General features: G+C 49.7%; 17 protein-coding genes. 10 read left to right on the top strand and 7 right to left on the bottom strand.

Features of this window, described 5'->3' with window-relative positions:
- Nucleotides 1-271 precede the first annotated feature (271 nt).
- The 7 genes from L6H65_RS24875 to L6H65_RS24845 all read left to right on the top strand — a co-directional run bounded on the left by L6H65_RS24875 (nucleotide 272) and on the right by L6H65_RS24845 (nucleotide 8,387).
- Complete coding sequence (locus L6H65_RS24875; protein WP_236346907.1) at nucleotides 272-1,066, top strand: lipase family protein; 795 nt, start codon at nucleotides 272-274, stop codon at nucleotides 1,064-1,066.
- A gap of 137 nt (nucleotides 1,067-1,203) precedes the next feature.
- Nucleotides 1,204-2,529 (top strand): sugar phosphate nucleotidyltransferase, encoded by a 1,326-nt coding sequence (locus L6H65_RS24870; protein ID WP_236346904.1) that lies wholly within the window; start codon nucleotides 1,204-1,206, stop codon nucleotides 2,527-2,529.
- Nucleotides 2,530-2,560: 31 nt separating this feature from the next.
- Entirely contained in the window at nucleotides 2,561-2,842 is a 282-nt protein-coding gene (locus tag L6H65_RS24865) for a hypothetical protein (RefSeq protein WP_236346901.1), read from the top strand.
- On the top strand, nucleotides 2,836-5,256 hold the full coding sequence (locus tag L6H65_RS24860) for a cyclic di-GMP-binding domain-containing protein, MshE-related (RefSeq protein ID WP_443093996.1): 2,421 nt from the start codon (nucleotides 2,836-2,838) through the stop codon (nucleotides 5,254-5,256). Before L6H65_RS24865 ends, L6H65_RS24860 begins: the two co-directional genes overlap by 7 nt.
- Before the next feature lie 101 nt (nucleotides 5,257-5,357).
- Nucleotides 5,358-6,362, top strand: coding sequence for a glycosyltransferase family 2 protein (locus L6H65_RS24855; protein WP_236346895.1), 1,005 nt, complete (start codon nucleotides 5,358-5,360; stop codon nucleotides 6,360-6,362).
- Nucleotides 6,331-6,750 carry a GtrA family protein gene (locus L6H65_RS24850; protein ID WP_236346892.1) on the top strand — a complete coding sequence of 140 codons (420 nt, stop codon included), beginning with the start codon at nucleotides 6,331-6,333 and terminating at the stop codon, nucleotides 6,748-6,750. The genes L6H65_RS24855 and L6H65_RS24850 overlap by 32 nt, the downstream gene beginning before the upstream one ends.
- A gap of 41 nt (nucleotides 6,751-6,791) precedes the next feature.
- Nucleotides 6,792-8,387 (top strand): glycosyltransferase family 39 protein, encoded by a 1,596-nt coding sequence (locus L6H65_RS24845; protein WP_371877765.1) that lies wholly within the window; start codon nucleotides 6,792-6,794, stop codon nucleotides 8,385-8,387.
- Nucleotides 8,388-8,426: 39 nt separating this feature from the next.
- On the opposite strand, the gene L6H65_RS24840 is transcribed toward L6H65_RS24845, so the two are convergent.
- Entirely contained in the window at nucleotides 8,427-8,777 is a 351-nt protein-coding gene (locus L6H65_RS24840; RefSeq protein ID WP_236346966.1) for an MmcQ/YjbR family DNA-binding protein, read from the bottom strand.
- Between the two features lie 403 nt (nucleotides 8,778-9,180).
- Between L6H65_RS24840 and L6H65_RS24835 the strand changes: the two genes are divergently transcribed.
- Nucleotides 9,181-9,510 carry a helix-turn-helix domain-containing protein gene (locus L6H65_RS24835; RefSeq protein ID WP_236346890.1) on the top strand — a complete coding sequence of 110 codons (330 nt, stop codon included), beginning with the start codon at nucleotides 9,181-9,183 and terminating at the stop codon, nucleotides 9,508-9,510.
- A 199-nt stretch (nucleotides 9,511-9,709) separates the two neighbouring features.
- On the opposite strand, the gene L6H65_RS24830 is transcribed toward L6H65_RS24835, so the two are convergent.
- The 3 genes from L6H65_RS24830 to L6H65_RS24820 form a co-directional block, all read right to left on the bottom strand.
- Nucleotides 9,710-9,925 (bottom strand): hypothetical protein, encoded by a 216-nt coding sequence (locus tag L6H65_RS24830; protein ID WP_236346888.1) that lies wholly within the window; start codon nucleotides 9,923-9,925, stop codon nucleotides 9,710-9,712.
- 80 nt (nucleotides 9,926-10,005) lie between these two features.
- Nucleotides 10,006-10,182: a hypothetical protein gene (locus L6H65_RS24825; RefSeq protein ID WP_236346886.1), complete on the bottom strand. Its 177-nt coding sequence runs from the start codon at nucleotides 10,180-10,182 to the stop codon at nucleotides 10,006-10,008.
- 23 nt (nucleotides 10,183-10,205) lie between these two features.
- Nucleotides 10,206-12,122 carry an ATP-binding protein gene (locus L6H65_RS24820; protein ID WP_236346884.1) on the bottom strand — a complete coding sequence of 639 codons (1,917 nt, stop codon included), beginning with the start codon at nucleotides 12,120-12,122 and terminating at the stop codon, nucleotides 10,206-10,208.
- A gap of 157 nt (nucleotides 12,123-12,279) precedes the next feature.
- Between L6H65_RS24820 and L6H65_RS24815 the strand changes: the two genes are divergently transcribed.
- Nucleotides 12,280-13,032: a M15 family metallopeptidase gene (locus tag L6H65_RS24815; RefSeq protein WP_236346880.1), complete on the top strand. Its 753-nt coding sequence runs from the start codon at nucleotides 12,280-12,282 to the stop codon at nucleotides 13,030-13,032.
- A 587-nt stretch (nucleotides 13,033-13,619) separates the two neighbouring features.
- Here the strand turns inward: L6H65_RS24815 and L6H65_RS24810 are convergent.
- The 3 genes from L6H65_RS24810 to L6H65_RS24800 form a co-directional block, all read right to left on the bottom strand.
- Nucleotides 13,620-14,918 (bottom strand): ABC transporter substrate-binding protein, encoded by a 1,299-nt coding sequence (locus L6H65_RS24810; protein WP_236346877.1) that lies wholly within the window; start codon nucleotides 14,916-14,918, stop codon nucleotides 13,620-13,622.
- Between the two features lie 130 nt (nucleotides 14,919-15,048).
- Nucleotides 15,049-15,888 carry a carbohydrate ABC transporter permease gene (locus L6H65_RS24805; RefSeq protein ID WP_236346874.1) on the bottom strand — a complete coding sequence of 280 codons (840 nt, stop codon included), beginning with the start codon at nucleotides 15,886-15,888 and terminating at the stop codon, nucleotides 15,049-15,051.
- Nucleotides 15,888-16,772: a carbohydrate ABC transporter permease gene (locus L6H65_RS24800; RefSeq protein WP_236346871.1), complete on the bottom strand. Its 885-nt coding sequence runs from the start codon at nucleotides 16,770-16,772 to the stop codon at nucleotides 15,888-15,890. The genes L6H65_RS24805 and L6H65_RS24800 overlap by 1 nt, the downstream gene beginning before the upstream one ends.
- A gap of 166 nt (nucleotides 16,773-16,938) precedes the next feature.
- On the opposite strand from L6H65_RS24800, the gene L6H65_RS24795 reads away from it, so the two are divergent.
- Nucleotides 16,939-18,228: cache domain-containing sensor histidine kinase (locus tag L6H65_RS24795; protein WP_236346869.1), on the top strand; the 1,290-nt coding region annotated here is incomplete at its 3' end.

Raw genomic sequence — 18,228 nt, 5'->3', positions numbered from 1 at the left:
CATGCATCGCCAGACTTGAGGCTGTCCCAAAGGTCATTAGGGAAATTCATCCTCCACCTGTACATCATATGGAGTTGCTAAAGAACCTTCATCTCCGCTTTTATAGCGGTGTTGAAGGTTTTTTTGCGCATGTCATCGATTGACCCGCTCAGGATTACCCTTTTGGAACAGTCCCGAATGGAAACCCATCCCTTTCTCCCGAAAGCGGGATACCCGCCTAAAGCACAGCTGCCCATAGCCGCATAGAATGCTGCAGGGAGCGTGAGGATGTATGAGCAAGAGCAGCAAGATGGATATACAAACCGCATTATTTCTGCTAGCAGTATGCGAACAAACCTCGAACCAGTTCAATAATTCACGACATTGGTTTCTTGTTCCGCCCACCTACAGCATTGTCGGTTCCTTCGAAGCGGCTGCCTATCTGGATATGAAGGAATTGTTCGGCTTCGTGCTTGAATCCGATAAAGCGGCAATTCTGGCCTTCCGGGGATCGGGCTCCGCTGTCGACTGGGTCAATGATTTCATTGCTTATCAGGTGAAATTCAGGCCAGTGAACGCAGGCGGGCACACCCACTGCGGCTTCACCGACGTCTACATGTCGGCCAGAGACCGCATATTCGAGCTGCTCGACAAGCTCCCTCCAGGCAAGCCGCTCTTCATCACCGGCCATAGTCTCGGCGGCGCATTGGCTACACTGGCTGCACTTGATATCGCCGCCAATCGAGGCCCTGAAGGCATTGTCGTGTATACCTTCGCTTCTCCCCGGGTTGGCGACCCGCAGTTCGCACGCGCTTATAATCGTCTCGTCACTAACAGCTTCCGCCTGCGCAACGAGCACGATATTGTCCCCCATCTTCCGCCACTTGTTTACCAATCCCCGACAAAGAAAAACAGTTATCTATATATGCACGTTAAAGGAGAAATCAAGCGCAGTTTTCGAATGGGGTCTGTTGCGGGTAATCATATTCTGAGCAGCTATTTTACCGATTTGGCCCAGGAAGCGCCGACGCTTGCAGCAGCAATTTGCAACTACCTGCCCGGCTGGTGTCCTTTGCCCGAAAAGTAAGATATAATAATACTTACAGTTACATTACAAATTTAACCCATTTTATCCCTCTGGATTGTAAAAAATGAAGCATTTATACTAGTTTGATACCGAAAAAATAAGTCTAATATACTACATCAGGCTGCGAGGAGGGACATATGAAGATTATCCTTCTTTCCGGTGGTTCAGGCAAACGGCTATGGCCACTATCGTCACAATCACGCTCCAAACAATTTCTTCAAGTTTTACCGGATCATTCGGGCCGGCAGTTGTCGATGGTGCAAGCAACGATGGAGCACTTGAAGCGGCTTGGTCTTGAAGAGGATGTGGTCGTCGCCGCCACCAGCAAACAAATCGGACAGCTGCACAGGCAGCTTGGAGCCCATATAAACACCGTCATTGAACCCGAGAGAAAAGATACTTATCCTGCTATTCTCCTGTGCGCAGCTTATTTGCATGCTGTTCTGGAGACAGACCCCAACGAAACGATTATTGTTCTGCCTGTCGATCATCTGACCGACTCTTCCTTCTACTCGATGCTGTTTCAGTTGGACAGGCTTATTCAGCTCAATCAGACGTCCATCGGCTTGATTGGGGTCAGGCCAACGGAACCGTCCGGCAAGTTCGGTTATATCGTGCCCGCTTCTGCAGCCGGACAAGCTATCTATTCAGAGGCGTCCGTTCTTCCCATTGATCGTTTTGTCGAAAAGCCGGATGAAGCTGCCGCCAAGTCGCTTATTGCCAAGGGAGCGTTATGGAACTGCGGCGTATTCGCGCTCCGTTTGTCCTATATGCTGGAGCTCATTCATGAGCTGGAGCTTGAGGCGGACTATGAATGGCTGCGCAGCCATTATCACCTGCTGCCGTCCATCAGCTTTGATTATGCGGTTATCGAGAATGAACGGCAGCTGGCATCGCTCGTTTATGAAGGCCGCTGGTCTGATCTCGGCACTTGGGACGCGCTGTCGCAAGCAATGGATGAAGATGTATACGGCCTGGGGCTGATTGCTCCGGATTGCAGCGACACGCACATTATGAACGAGCTCCAGCTGCCTGTCCTCGTCTCAGGCATTGATCATGCTGTCATCGTGGCCGGGCATGAAGGAATTCTCGTTACCGCGAAGAAAACCGCGAACGGGCTAAGACCGTTGATCGATCAGCTGCCGTCCGCAGCTGCCCAGCCTGCAGCGGCTGCCGGTTCAGGCTGGACGAGAACGATTGATCGCGTGGACAAGAATGGATCGCCCGCTGCGATAACAAGGCGCGTGCATCTCCTGTCAGGACAGGAGCTTTGCTGCAAGGACTCCGCTGCGGTGACGATCTGGATTATTCTGAGCGGTGAAGGCATATACAGAGCAGGCGATGAGGATGTCGCCATCAGGGAAGGCAACACCATTCATCCTTCCTTCAACTGCTCCTACGAGGCTGCTGTCGCCACCGAAATGCTGGAAGTCGTTCTACCCGCTGCACAAGCATCCGAATAAAGCGCCAACCAGGTTGAAGGAGGGACTGTCAATGATGAATTACAAACGTACGCTCGGAGGCTATCATCCCGATGATGTTCAGCGGTATCTGGAGCTGGTTCGACTGGAGCTGACAATAATACAGGATCAGCTCGCATGCGAGCAAGCCAAATTCGAGGAGCGGTTTGCAGCCAGGCAGAAGGAGGCTGAACTGCTGCGAGGGGATCTCTTCGAGGCGCTTGCATTGGAAAGACGGATCATTGATGCAGAAGCTATACCAGGATCAGAAGCAGGACCAGGTAACGGCTCCGGAGAAGGCTCTGATCCATCATGAAACGGCTGCGGTCAGCGCTGATCGGCATCAATCGGCGTTCAGCGAATCGCCGTATTGCTGCGGAGCAAGCACTGCTTGAGCAGGCCGTTCATAGCTTGGAACAGCAGCGTGCTGCGCATAAGCTCGCGATCCAGCGGCTTGAGGCGGAGACGGAGCAGCTGCGCAAGCGGCGGGATGAGACGTTCGTCCGCATCCGCCATCTGGAAGAAGCCCCTCCGTCCGATGCAGAAGCCAAAGTCGGCCCTTCACCTGTCGAGGAGGACGCTGAGCCATCTTCCAGCCCGTCAACGCCGCTTCGAATGGGAGATGCATTGGTGGATGCGGGTACAATCACTGATGCTCAGCTTGAAGCGGCTATGAGCTCGCAGAAGCAGTTCGGCGGCAGACTTGGCGATATTCTCATTGATATGGGCTTCCTGTCCGTACAGCAGCTGGATGAGGTTGTAACCTCGCAGCCTAAGAAAGGCCGACTGGGCGACCAGCTTGTCGAGGCAGCGCTCATTACGGAGGAGCAGCTGCAGCAAGCTCTTCTGTTCCAGCAGAAGAGCGGCGGACTGCTCGGCGACATTCTGCTGTCCTTGCAGCTCATTGAAGCCGAAGACCTCTACAGAGCTATCGCGTCGCAGAACAATATCGGCCGCATTGGCAGCGAGCTCAGTATCAACACCCCTGTCCGATTGCCGGAAGAGCTCGCCCGCGAGCTGGGCATCGTTGTTATCCATCAGTATATTAATCGTTTCCTGGTAGCGGTCAGCGATCCATTAACAGAAGAACAGATGGAGAAGGTTCAAGAGCTGCTCGGCATGCCGCTGGAGCAGGTCCTCGCAACAAGAGCTGAGATGGAGCGTTTCTGGCGCGATATTTATGGCTCGGAAATGCTGCACGAGAGCATATCGAAGCTTGCTGACGAGCAGCCGCACAATTCAGCGCTGCAAACCTTTACCCGCTTGCAGATCGGCGGATTCGTGCTGGTCGTCATCGCGATCGCGATCGGCTTATCATTTCAATTCTGGGCTACGCTGCTCACGGTGAATCTGATCATCCAGCTTTTCTATTTTGTCATGTCCAGCTTTAAGTTCACCGTCATTCTCTTCGGTTCAAGGCGGAACTCGCAGTTCCGATACACGCCAGAGGAAATTGCCGCAATAGACGAGCGCGAGCTCCCCGTCTACACGATTCTAGTGCCTATGTACAAGGAAGCACAGGTTGTTCCTCATCTGCTGCATAATTTGGAGCGTCTGGATTATCCCAAGGCGAAGCTGGATGTGCGGCTGCTTATCGAAGAGGATGACGATGAGATGCGCACGATTTTGACGGAGATGAATCTTCCTCCCTACTATACGGTGCTGGTTGTGCCGGACGGGCTGCCCAAGACGAAGCCGAAGGCTTGCAATTACGGTCTCATACGCGCTCGCGGGGAATATGTCGTCATTTATGATGCGGAGGATCAGCCTGACCCCGATCAGCTTAAGAAGGTATTCCTGACCTTCAGACAATGTCCAGAGGAATTTGCCTGCATTCAGGCCAAGCTCAACTATTTCAACAGTGATCAGAATCTGCTCACACGCTGGTTCACACAAGAATACAGCATGTGGTTCGAGCTGCTTCTGCCCGGCATTATGCAGCTTAATGTGCCCATCCCTCTGGGAGGCACGTCCAACCATTTCAAGATGTCTGTGCTTCAAGAGCTGGGCGCATGGGATCCCTACAATGTCACAGAGGATGCCGATCTGGGTATTCGGCTATACAAGCACGGCTACAAGACGGCTATCGTGGATTCTCGAACCTGGGAGGAAGCGAACAGCCGCACCGGCAACTGGATTCGCCAGCGTTCCCGCTGGTTCAAGGGATATTTGCAAACCTGGCTTGTTCATATGAGGAATCCGGTCAAGCTCGTCAGGGAGATTGGCTTCAAGGGCTTCATCGGCTTTCAGGTCATGATATTGGCTACACCGCTGCTGCCGCTGCTTAATCCGATCTTCTGGCTCATGCTCGTGCTTTGGTTCGGCTTTCAGGTCGGCATGATTCAGCAGTTCTTCCCTGGATTTATTTACTATTTGGCCAGCTTCGAGTTTTATGTCGGCAACTTTCTGTTCATCTTCAGCAATGTTGCAGGCGTCTATTGGGTTATTCATGAGCTGGAAAATAGAGGCGACCGCTTCTTCTCTTACAAGCTGGTGCGTTATGCAATCCTGTCGCCGATCTATTGGGTGCTTATGAGCATTGCAGCAATGAAGGCCGCCTGGCAGCTGATCACAAAGCCATTCTATTGGGAGAAGACCGAGCATGGCTTGACAGAGCAGCCTGCACTGTCGCAATCGCTGGCTGAGCATAACCTGCAAGCCATCCATCAACAGGCTGCCGACACGGCAGATGTATCCGAAGAGCCTGCGACAACACCGCCGCAGGGCTGATTATAGGACGAGGTGGTCGAGCGACCGCCGTCATGCAGCACCAAACCGCACGCCATTCACATTCAGCAGCATGAGCGCTTAGGTCAAAAGGGGGAATGGTCATGGAAACAGCCCATCTGGAGCTATCCATCGTTGTGCCTGTCTATAACGAAGCCGGACATATCGCAGCTTCTCTCCGTGTCATAGCGGATACAGTCGCTGCCATTACGCCCTCCTTCGAGCTTATCGTTGTCGATGACGGCTCGAAGGACGGGACATGGCAGCAGCTCGTCAGTCTTTCGCATGAACGGAAGCAGCTGACGATTATGCGGCTCAGCCGGAATTTCGGCAAGGAACTGGCATTATGCGCCGGACTTGAGCATGCTCAAGGGCAGGCTGTCATTCTGATGGACGGCGATCTGCAGCATCCTCCCGCGCTGATTCCACAGATGGTGCGCATGTGGCGCGAGCAGAAGCTGGAGGTCATTGAATGTGTGAAGGAGAGCCGGGGCAAGGAATCCGTGGTCAAGCGCATCGGAGCCTCCCTGTTCTACCGCGTACTGAATGGTCTGTCGGGGTTCAATCTGCGTGATGCTTCTGACTATAAGCTGATGGATGCCAAGGTGGTGGCCGCCTGGCGAAGTCTGCCCGAGCGCATCCCCTTTTTCCGCGGCATGTCGGCCTGGCTCGGGTACAAACGGGCCACAATCTCGTTCCATGTCCCGCCAAGAGAAGAAGGCGCCAGCCGGTTCAGCATCAACAGACTGACCGGGCTTGCCATGCATGCTATCGTCGCATTCTCGACGATACCGCTGCGGATCGTCAGCATGATCGGAATCCTCTTCCTGATGGGCTCGGTCGCACTCGGCATCAACACCCTTGTCCAGAAGCTGCAGGGCGCCGCCGTTACCGGCTTTACGACAGTCATTCTGCTGCTGCTCATCATCGGCAGCTTCCTCATGATCTCGCTTGGCATCATAGGCGAATATATCGCCGCCATCTATCAAGAGGTCAAGGGTCGCCCCCGCTATCTCATTGCGGAGAAGCATACAGGAGCCAGCTCCTCTACGACAGACAGTGAGAGGGTTCAAGGCCATGAATACATTGCTTCAGCATTCCATCGTTAAATACGCCCTCGTCGGGCTTCTGGGGACAGCGATTCATTGGGGTCTGCTTATTGCGCTTGTGGAATGGACGGGCGTTCATCCCGTGGCCGGTTCGGCGCTCGGTTTCCTGGCTGTTCTGATCATCTCCTATATTTTGAACAGCAAATGGACATTTCGCAGAACCGGAGAAGGCATGGATATGAAGCAGTTCATCCGCTACACGATCGTTTCCAGCTCCGGACTGCTAATAAACACAATTGTTATGTATGCGTCAGTGGAGCTGCTGTCGCTGCCCTATTGGCTGGGACAAGCTTTCGTCACAGTCGTTGTGCCTCTCCATAATTACGCCATTAACCGGCTCTGGACGTTTCGGGTATCAGCAGCTTCCGAACAGCTGCACAAACACTGAGCTGACACACAATGAACAGTAGAGAAAGGAGGCTGCCGCCTGTGCTTAAACGTCATCGTCTCGCCATCCTCTTATTCACCGCAATCTTCATCGCAGAATTTGGACTTGGCTATTATCTCAGCTCGATTGTGGGATATATACATTCCGATGCTATTAGCCGGGTGGCGAATGCCTTCTATGTGCTGTACAGCCGCGATCCGCATCTGGGCGCTATCGGCTTCGTATGGAATCCGCTGCCAAGCTTCGTCGAGCTGGTTATACTGACGCTCTACCCTCTCTTCCCTGCTCTGGCTTCCCAAGGGCTCGCAGCTGTGCTGCAATCCGCTCTCTTCGCCGGATTGTCAGTCGTCATGTTGTACAGCGCAGGAAGACGGTTCGGGCTGTCAGCGGCAATCAGCATCCCTTTCGCCCTGCTCTACAGCCTGAATCCATTTATATTTCTGTTTGGGGCGAACGGACTTAGCGATTCCCTCTATGTCTATTTTCTTATGATGACGGTTGTCCAGTTCTCGCTATGGCTGAAGGATCGGGGAACGAACTCGCTTATTATGGCCAGCTTTGCACTGGCGTTTGCTTTCTGGACACGATATGAAGCGGTTCCCTTTGGTGTATCGCTCGCGCTCGGGGTCGTTATCGCCCTGCTGTTCATGCGGCATTCCGCACAAGACAGATTGCGTCCACTGCGGGAGAAGCTGTACAAGGTCGAAGCAACCTGGATTCTGCTGCTGCTGCCTGCTGTATTCTCGGGCATGCTGTGGATTTTTTTCAATTACCTCATAATGGGCAATCCGCTTTATTTCTTGAATTCAGAGTATTCCAATGTGGCGCAGTCAGAGGCTCTCAAGAATGATGCCGCATTCCAGCAAATCTTCCAAAGTCCACTGCTCGCCCTATGGTTTGTCATTCGAAAAACGCTGTGGTTCTCGATCCCGCTGCTGGCCATGCTGCTTCTACGACTCTTCAGCCGCAGGTTGCTGCAATGGGATACAGCCATTCTACTCCTGCTGTTCGCTGCCGTCCCTGCCTTGCAATATGCCCTTCTGCTGCGCGAATCCTCCTTCGGATGGTTCCGCTACTTTATGTATGTGTTCCCGGTGACAGTCGCATGGATTCCCTATGAGCTCTCCAGGTTCCGCAAGGGAGCACGACAGAGAATCGCTTTCAGCATCATAGCTGCAGCTATGATCGGAACAGCCGTCCTGCTCACTTACGCGATGACGGAGCCTTCCATCGCCCCTGATGAGAACAATTTCCTGAAGGATCAGAGTCAGAATGAGCATTATATCGCACAATCCCGCGAACGGAGAATCGCTGCGCATATGGATGAGCATTACTCCAATGCCACTATTCTTACGGACTCCTATTCAGCCTACAACATTCTGATCAGCAGCAAGTATCCCAAGAAATATCTCATCACGAGCGACTACTTGTTCAAGCAAGCGCTGAATGACCCGCCCGGCAACGAGATTGACTTCATTCTCATCCCCAAGCCGCTTCCGGATATCCCCAAGAGCGCAGTCAATGCTCTCTATCCGGACATGTTCGAGGGAGGCGTTTATTGGGCGACGCTGGAGCATGACTTCGAAGGTCAATGGAGGCTGTACAAGGTGAAGAAATGGCGTCCTGTGCCAGAATGATACAGGGGTTCGGCATTGGACAGCGATCACAATATGAGATTAAGACGATGACTTGGAGACAGCGATTCGTTTCTTCTCATCCTTCGTCAATCCCTTGAAGACCAGATCATAGGAGTGGTTAATCATGTCATGCAGCTCCTCTTCAGGGATTGAGCCATCGAGCTGAATCGTATTCCAGTGCTGCTTGTTCATATGATAGCCTGGCGTTACGGCTTTATATTGCTCCCGCAGATTCTCGGCAATGACAGGATCGCATTTCAGTGAAATGCTGCCAACTGTGATCAGCGCGAACATTCTCTCGCCTACCTTGACTACGAGCGGCTCCGGTCCGAATGGAAAAGTCTTGACTGCACCTCTCTTGGCTAAACAAAATTCCGTTAACGATTGCACCTCTTTTTCTCCTCTCACTATCTCCTCCTCAGCCCCATATTGCAGCTGCAGTCGAGATTGCTGTACCCAATATAACACAGCACGCTTCTCGATTCTCCATCTCCGTTCCAAAATGAACAGCAGCCCAAATAAAATTGCGCCCGAAACAAGGACGAACCAGGGGTTAAGACTCTGCGCCAAAAACATAATTCCACTCCTCTTTACTATCATAATGAAAAGCTGGACCAGAATAAGTTCATGAATCATGAACTTATTCTTTTATTCTACCGTCTATTTCCAACAATTTCAACCCATAATAACACGTATCATGAAGTCGAGCTCTCAGACAATTACGGTACCCGTCTAACCGTGTACAATTAATAGAGAAGCACTCACCCAATTCATTAAAAAGAGTTGATGGACCATGATCGGTAAGCAATTGCGCGAGCTGCGCAAGAACCACTCCATGACACAAATGCAGCTTGCTTCCTTGTTGAATACAGCTAAGTCGACAATCTCCCAATATGAGAACAATATTAATGAGCCTGATCTCGAAACGCTGATTCGTATTGCCGATTTCTTCGAAGTGACTCTCGATGAGCTGGTCGGACGAGAACGTCCTTATCCAACGAAGAAGGACCGCAGCTCCGGCTTGCTGCTCATGGAAACAGTGACCGAAGAAGAAGCCCATTATTTATTGGATAGCTTGACCATATACCGCAAATGGATCGCCGCCGACAAGAATCAGAATTAGTTGGCGCATCAATAGCTCCATCGTACAAATTCCAGCCTGCTTTGGGGAGGACTAAAAACATTCCCCTTCCGTTGTCCTGTCATTTGTGCTATAGACTCCTACTCCTTAGTCTCCGGGTAAAGCAGATATCAATTCCCTCCCTTCACTCTCAAAAAAAGAACTGAGGCTTGCTGCCTCAGTTCTTCGTTGTTGTTCCTTGCTACACACCCATTTTTTTGCGCTGGTTATTCACTTTTTTCGTATTCTGGCTACGCATTACTTGCTGGTTTCCGCCAGGACCATGCTTCTGCTTGGTGCCGTTAGCCTGCTCCTGCTTCTTCTGTGCTAGCTTCTGCTTCACAGCCTCCGCAAGTGAAACCTTCTTGGGCTCCTGCTGAACGTCTTCATTGTTCTGCTGCGTTTCTTTCTCTGACACGAGATCACCTCATTTATGTGAACTACTTGTATTGTATCCCTTTTCCGAGTTATTTTCCAGCCAAGAATGATGAAAGACTGCTATTCTCTTAGCGCGTCCTTCAGCTTGGTGGACATGGCATGCTGATCACGGCTGCGAAGAAGACTGCGCAATCTTGCAATCTCTCCCTTCAGTCCGTCGTTCTCCGCCTGTAGTGCGGCTATTACTGACTTGGCTTCTGACAGCTCGCTTGAGAGCAAGGATTCCTTCTCTTCCATTCATCTCGGCCTCCCGCTTCATCTTATTCTCCGTTTTCTTCTATCGCTGTAGCAGGAAGCCGGATAATAGCTTCCGTTCCAATCCCCTTCTCACTCTTGAACACAATAGAGCCCTGCAAGGCTTCAATAATCCGGTAAGTGACCATAAGGCCGAGCCCCGTACCCTTGGGTTTGCTCGTGAAATATGGCTGACCGATGCGGGCGAGCACATCCGCCTCCATTCCTTCCCCGTCATCCGCAATATGAATGATGACATCTCCCTTATGTCCATAGGCCCATAGACGAATATTGCCGCCTCTCATCAATGCTTCAATGCTGTTCTTAATCAGGTTGATGAATGCCTGCTTGAGCTTCGACGAATTACCATACACATGCAAATGATCCGGAATATCTATATTTATGACACCGCCATGCAAATTCGCAAGCGGCACGATCACGTTCTCGACATGCTTCAATTCCTCGCTGAGATTGAGCACTTTCGTATCTTCCAGCTGCGGCTTGGCATAGGTCAAAAAGTTCGTAATGATTGTTGATGCGCGGTCCAGCTCCTTGATGGCCATATCCAGATAGTTCGCCCTTTTCAGATCATCTGTATTCTTCTCCTCAAGCAGCTGCAGGAATCCTCTTGTCACTTGCAGCGGATTGCGAACCTCATGTGCTACCGAGGCTGCCAGTTGACTGATGATCTCCCGCTTCTCTGATAGCTGCAGCTCCTGATTATAGAGCTCCAGCTCCTTCGAATACTGCACGACAAGCGCATTATGACACGCATATCTTCTGCCCAGAAGAAGAATCAAGGTCAGGAGGAAAGCGATCAGTCCCCATTTCCACAAATAGAGCTTGTAGGCTTCTGAAGTTGTATAATACCATATTAATTCTCCTGCCGCTATTGAAGCGAATATGCCAAACCCGCAGGATAGCAGGATGTAGTCCCTCTTCCTCTGCATGATATACATTCCTGTCGACAGCATAATGATGATAAGCTGCGCCGTCATTACAAAGCCAGTTGCGGAAACAGAGAAGAATCTGTAAATATCGAAAAATTCATTGCCCAGCACCACATTCAGAATCGAGCAAATCAAGCTTATGCCGGAGTAGACCAGCAGCACAATGCGAAACATTCGCACAATGCCGAATATCCCCTTGCCGAACACATTTTCAAAAAAATACATGAACGCAGGAAGAAGAATGATCATGAATATATCTAACATGAATTGAAACAGCTCTCCGTAATCTCCGTAGAACGTGTACAGGAAAGGTGAATAGAAGGTCATAATGCCGCCAATGGACAGTATAACCAAGCAAAGCGGTATCCAGCTCTTGAGCTGGCACTTCTCCAGAAAGAGCGAGGCCACAATCATCACAACAGCAGAGAAGATTAATGCGCTTCCCAGTATAATATCGAATAAATCCTTTTTGACATGCGCATTGGCAAGCTCATGATAATCCCCAATTAAGGCCCCGGAGCTTATTCCAAGGCTTTCAGTTGTTGACTCCAGCTGAATCAATAATGTACGACCGGAATCCGACTCCTTGAGCGGCAGCAGAATTCGGTTCAAATCAACCCCATGCACACGCTCCGATTGGAACATTCTGTTCCCGTCCATGTACACTTCAATCTTCTGGGCATACAGCTCCTCCAAATATAATGCCCTTTGCTCACCAATAGAAGGCAGCTCAAGCTTGATCCACATAGTCGTAATGCCTTGCGGCCTCATCGTAGAAGAAACGTTCATCCCGGCATGAATCCAGCCACCCTGCGCATCAACCTCGTCAGGAGAAATCAAGGATGCCGCTGCCTCCTCGGCAGCATACTTCATTTGCCAATTCTCAATAAGCCCTGAAAATACGCTCTCAGAGCTTGCATGGACAGATACAATGGGGATAAGTGCAGCTACTGCGATGATCATGCTAATGACCCATTTGGACAACGCTTTCATTGGACACCTCGGACAGTCGGTAGGAACATTGGACCATTATACCATCCGAAAATCTATTATTTGTTACAGTTTAGAAACAAGCTCTATATATTCAAGATACAGTTGCCTCCTAGAATGTTTAATAGATCATAAGACATCATTCCAGGAGGCTACAATAATGAAGCGTCTATTCCTTTCCATTGCAGTTATTACGACCATGACTGCTTCTCTTGCGCTTTCGGCAGGTGCACACCCTGTAAGCAAGATAAGCAGCAGCTCATCGCTATCCAGCTTTCTTGAGAACAATGCGCCGAGCCGCACAATTAAGCACAATGCTGCAGGCAAAGCAATCGTCACGAATACAGGAAGCACAGTAGTGCTCGTCAATAAAAAGCGAATGCTCTCCGCAAGCTATAAACCAGGTGATCTTGTTGTGCCTGACGTGCCGTTCTCCTTCTCTGGAAACAGCGAGAAGAAACAGATGCGCAGAATAGCCGCCACCGCGCTGGAAAATCTGTTTGCAGGAGCCAAGAAGGCAGGTATATCGATGAAGGCGGTATCCGGGTTCCGCTCCTACTCCACGCAAGAGGCCATTTTCAACCGGAATGCCAAGCTCAAGGGAGCTGCCATTGCTAATAAGACCAGCGCACGCCCTGGTCAAAGCGAGCATCAGACAGGCATGGCCATGGATGTCAGCAGCGCCAGTGTCAAGTATGGACTGGAGCAAAGCTTCGGCGCGACGAAGGAAGGCAAGTGGCTGCGGGCGCATGCTGCGGAATACGGCTTTATTATTCGCTACCCGCAAGGAAAAGAGAAGATCACCGGTTATTCCTATGAGCCCTGGCATATCCGTTACGTAGGTGTCTATATTGCAGGACAAATTATGAAACAGAATGTAACGCTTGAGGAATACTTGGCCAAGCAAGAGTAACTGTTGATCAAGTAAAACGCTGTACTAAAAGGACCGTCAGGGAAAATCCTGACGGTTCTTTTAGAGGTGCTCTCATCCAAACTCGCTCGTGCTGTAAGCCGATTTTGTCTGCTTTCACGACCGATCGCGTACTTTTCGGCGGTTGTAAGCAGGTTTTTTCCGCTTATTGACTCCACATTTGCTACTTTTACAAACTCGCTCGTGCTGTAAGCCGATTTTGTCCGCTTACACGACCGATCGCGTACTTTTCGGCGCTTGTAAGCAGGTTTTTTCCGCTTATTGACTCCACTTTTGCTATTTTTACATGCTCGCTCGCGCTGTAAGCCGATTTTTTCTGCTTACACGACCGATCGCGTACTTTTCGGCGCTTGTAAGCAGGTTTTTTCCGCTTATTGACTCCGCATTTGCTACTTTTACATGCTCGCTCGTGCTGTAAGCCGATTTTGTCCGCTTTCACGACCGATCGCAGCTCGAAAAGCCGCTTATGAACATTACCCTGCACAGCAGCCCTGTTCTTTTCAACATCAAAAAACCGTACGCCCGGCGGATCGCCATAGCGTACGGTTTCTTGTTATCTTGGCCTACTCTTACTTGCTCATGATATCAACGACTACTTTGTCTAAAGACTCAAGAAGTTGATCTCTGTTGATTTGCTTGCTTTGGTATTCTTGCATTGCAGCTCCCCAGCCTTGTGTAGTTCCGTCTGGGAAACGGTCCCAATGCCATCCAAGAGCGTCGCCTGCTTTTTCACTAACGCCTACACCTGCTGCGCCGATATCTGCTGCAGTTGCTTCGATGTCAGTCATAGCTGGCATGAACTTGAAGTCTTTGGTGATGAAGCTCTTACCGGAATCGGAGGATACCATCCAGTTCAAGAATGCTTTAGCTTCGTCCGGGTTAGCGGATTTGCTGTTAACGATCCAGTTGTTAGGAACGCCGATGTATACGTGACCAGGTTGGTCGTTGATAGGCATTACAAGCACGCCAAGGTTCATGTTAGGCGTTACTTTGTCGATATCGCCTTGCGTCCAGTTACCTTGTTGCATCATAGCAGCTTTACCGCTAGCGAAGTTTGCGACTTGTGTTGCATAGTCAGTCGTCAACAGGTTGGATTGTGCGTTGTCGAATACAAGGTCAACCAGGTCAAGCCATTGTTTGAAGATTTCGTTGTCTTTGATTTTTACTTTGCCAGCTTTAAGATCTTCTGCAAATTGAGCAGGATCTGGCTGGTTAGCGAATGCTACGTTCAGGAAGTGAATACCAAGCGACCACCACTCGTTAGTGGACATGAAAGGCGTGATGCCAGCAGCTTTCAGCTTCTCAACAGCGTCTTTCAGCTCAGGAAGAGTCTTAGGCTCAGTCGTGATGCCCGCTTGAGCGAACAGGTCTTTATTGTAGATGAAGCCATAACCTTCTGTGTTCATCGGCATACCGAACATTTTGCCGTCTACAGTTGTTGGAGCTTTAGCTGCATCAACTGTTCTGCTTACCCATGCTTCGCCGGAAAGATCTACTGCGCGGTCCATGTAAGGAACCAAACCAGTGAATCCGCCGTTGTTGTAGATTTCTGGCTCGCCGCCGCCTGCGAATTCAGCTTTCAGCAATGCCGAGTAGTCCTCGCCGCCGCCGTGAGTCTCGATTTCTACAGTAACGCCAGTTTCTTCTTTGTACTTCTCAGCCATTTTGCCAAGAGCTTCAGCAATTTCGACCTTGAATTGGAACATCTTAATTGTTACGTCTTTCTTAGGCTCGTCCTTAGGCGTGTTCGTTGAACCTTCCGTCGTGCCTGTCTTAGGATCATTTGTTTTGTTGTTGTTATTGCCGCCACAAGCCGCTGTAATCAAAAGCAATACTGCGACTAACGTAAGTAATGTAAACCTTTTCATTTGAAGACCTCCCTATGTTTGTTTGCTTTCTTTCCTCATTATAGAGCGTGTTCTATTGTCTCAAAATAGACGATGTTGACCTAAAAGGTGGAACTTGTTGATAATTGCTGTCCTTTTATGCAACAATCTTCTATCCTTTAACCGAGCCTGCAGTAATCCCTTCAACAATATGCTTCTGAAGGAACAGGAAGAATGCCAGAATAGGTACGATGCTGACTGCAAGCGCTGCAAGCGCCAAATCCCATTGCTTCGTATATTGCCCGAACAATCTTGTTATAGCAAGCGGAAGTGTCGTTAGATCCTTGTTGCTTCCTATAACGAGCACCGGAAGCAGGTAGTCGTTCCAGATCCATAATGTATTCAGGATGATAACTGTAATGATGATCGGCTTCAGCAATGGGAAGACGATCTTCCAGAATACGCCGAGCGGCGAACATCCGTCGACTACGGCAGCCTCTTCAATCTCAAGCGGCACGGTCTTGATGAACCCGTGGAACAGAAATGTCGAGAGCGCCAGACCGAAACCGATGTAGCAGGCCACGATGCCGTAGAAGTGTCCTCTCAGCTCCAACATACTCGTAATTCGCACAAGCTGGAGCATGATCGATTGAAACGGGATAATCATGGATGCGACAAGCAGACTGAGCATAATTTTGTTGAACACGGTCGGTCTGCGAACGAATCTGTAAGCCGTCATGGAGCTGACTACGACGATACAGACCACACTTACGATTGAGATAGAAACAGAGTTGAATAATGCGGTTGGGAACTTGATGACGTCCCATGCCTTGGAGTAATTCGCCCAGATGACGTCTTTAGGCAGCGATGCGGCATCCACCAGAATTTCGCCGAGTGTCTTCAGTGAATTAATGGCTACGAAATAGAAAGGAACCAAGAACATCAGACCCAGTATGATCGCTATAACCTCAAACGTCAGTGTACTGCCGCCGTATTTCTCCTGTTTCTCCATTATGCCTCAACCTCCTTGCGCTTCGTTAACCAGACTTGAGTAACGGTTATCAAAGAAACAGCAAAGAAGAAGAGCATTGCTTTAGCAGTTCCTAATCCGTACTTGTTGTTGATCAAAGCCTCGGTGTAAATATTGTAAGCCAGCGATTGTGTCGATGTGCCCGGACCACCTTTGGTGAGCGTCAGGTTCAAGTCGAACATCTTGAATGCATTGGAAATGGTCAAGAACAAGCAAATTGTAATAGCCGGCATCACCATCGGGATCATTATGCTCTTCAGCAGTTGGCCGTAGCCAGCTCCATCAATCTTCGCAGCCTCGATCAGATCCTTAGGCAGCCCAGCGAATGCTGCGATATAGATGACCATCATATATCCGGCAGTCTGCCATACGAAGACGATAATCAATCCCCAGAAAGCCGTATCCGGCGTGCCCAGCCAAGGCAGTTCGAAGAATCCCCAGCCTGTCTTTTCACCTATAGTGTAAAAACCCTTGGTGAATATAAACTGCCAAATGAAGCCGAGAAATATTCCCCCAATTACGTTCGGCATGAAAAATACGGTCCGCAATACCTTTCTGGACTTAAGCGGCCGTGCCAGCACCAAGGCCAGCAGGAAAGCCAGCACATTCGTAGCGATTACTGTAATCACTGTAAATTTCAATGTAAACCATAACGAATCCCAAAATTTCTCATCATTCGTAAATATTCTGTTCAGGTTGTCCATTCCCGTCCACTTGGCCCGGTCCAAATCTAACCCGTCCCAGTTGGTAAAGGAATAGTAGAACCCCAGCAGAAATGGAACAATTACGATGACCGAAAAAAACAGAAGTCCCGGGCCTACGAAAAGGGTCTGCTGCATCCATTCACTAAACTTCTTGTTCCCCATCTTTTTCTCTCCTTTCAAACAACGCTCATTCTAATGCTGTACAAACAGTATAAAATCACGAAAAGCGTGATACCACCGATATTGATGATGGTTATGGTGGAATTTATTGATCTTTGACTGTAAAATGGGAAGTGAAATCGTTTGTAGAGGGGATGCCACAGGCTATATGTTCAGGACAAGCTTACGAAACAAGCTCATCGGTCTTCTGCTTGCTGCAACGATTATTCCCATTATGACCTCCATAACAATTTCTTATTTTTACACGAAAAGCACGGTGCTGGAGGAATCCATTCAAGAGAATCTGGATTTGATTGCGCTCGGAAAAGACAACATTGAGAACTATCTGACCGTCATCGAGGAAACTTCCAAAAGCGTATACCGCTTCATGAATGAGCCCGAATCTCTATTCGGCATTATCGAACGCGGTGAGAATAAGAACATCGACAAACAGCAATTCTCCCGCACATACAGCACCAGAATTTACGGTCATCTGCTTAACATGTATCAATCCATGCGCGATATTAGCCAGATCCACCTGCACACACTTTCCAGCAATTATTCCTATCTGATTGCGCGGGGACGTTTCCGCGGCACGGACAGCATACCGTACGTTCCGCCTTATCCGCCCGGTGCGGATAGGCTGCGCCCTTTTCTGGAGGCTACGCATGATAGCCATACATTTGGCCTGATATGGAATATTTATCGGCCAAGCATGAATGTTTTCACGCTCCATCTGCCCATTATTGCGGCGCCTTCGACGAAAATCCTCGGCTATCTGTCACTCGATGTGAAGACAACCGAGCTCTTCAAGATCAGCAATCAGCTGTACCGTCCTGATGAAGAGAACCTGTACATTATTGACAAGCAGGGCATCGTTGTCTTTGCCAAGAATGCTGAGCTGCTGGGGAAAAGGCTTGAAGAGAACTGGGTGTCCAACGTTCTTGATTCCAAAACCAGCAATGGATATTTGGAGTGGAATACGAAGGACAAGAACAACTTTACCGGTATTATATTCTACGACCAAATCAAGTCAAATTATTCGGAGTGGACGATCGTCAAGATGCAGCCTTACTCCTTCCTGCACCGGAGCGCGAATCAGATCACTCAGATTAACGCGATCATCGCTGCCTTGTTTCTTATTGTAGTTGTGGCTGCGACGCTGTATATTTCCTATCATTTTACAAATCCGATTAAAAAATTGATCAGCTCCATGAATCAGATTCAGTCCGGCAATCTGAATGTCAATATAGAGGTGAAGGGGAATGACGAGCTTAGTATTCTCGCCCGCCGATTCAACACCATGATGCAGACAATCACCGATCTTATAATGCGGGAATATAAGCTGGAAATCGCCAATAAGACAAATCAGATGAAAGCCATGCAGGCGCAGATCAATCCGCATTTTCTCAATAATGCGCTGCAATCCATCGGAACGCTTGCCCTTCACCATCAGGCG

This window comes from Paenibacillus plantiphilus (genome assembly GCF_927798095.1).
Taxonomy (GTDB): Bacteria; Bacillota; Bacilli; order Paenibacillales; family Paenibacillaceae; genus Paenibacillus_Z; species Paenibacillus_Z plantiphilus.
Note: the sequence above shows the minus strand (reverse complement) of the source record. Positions and strands in the feature narration are given on the sequence as shown.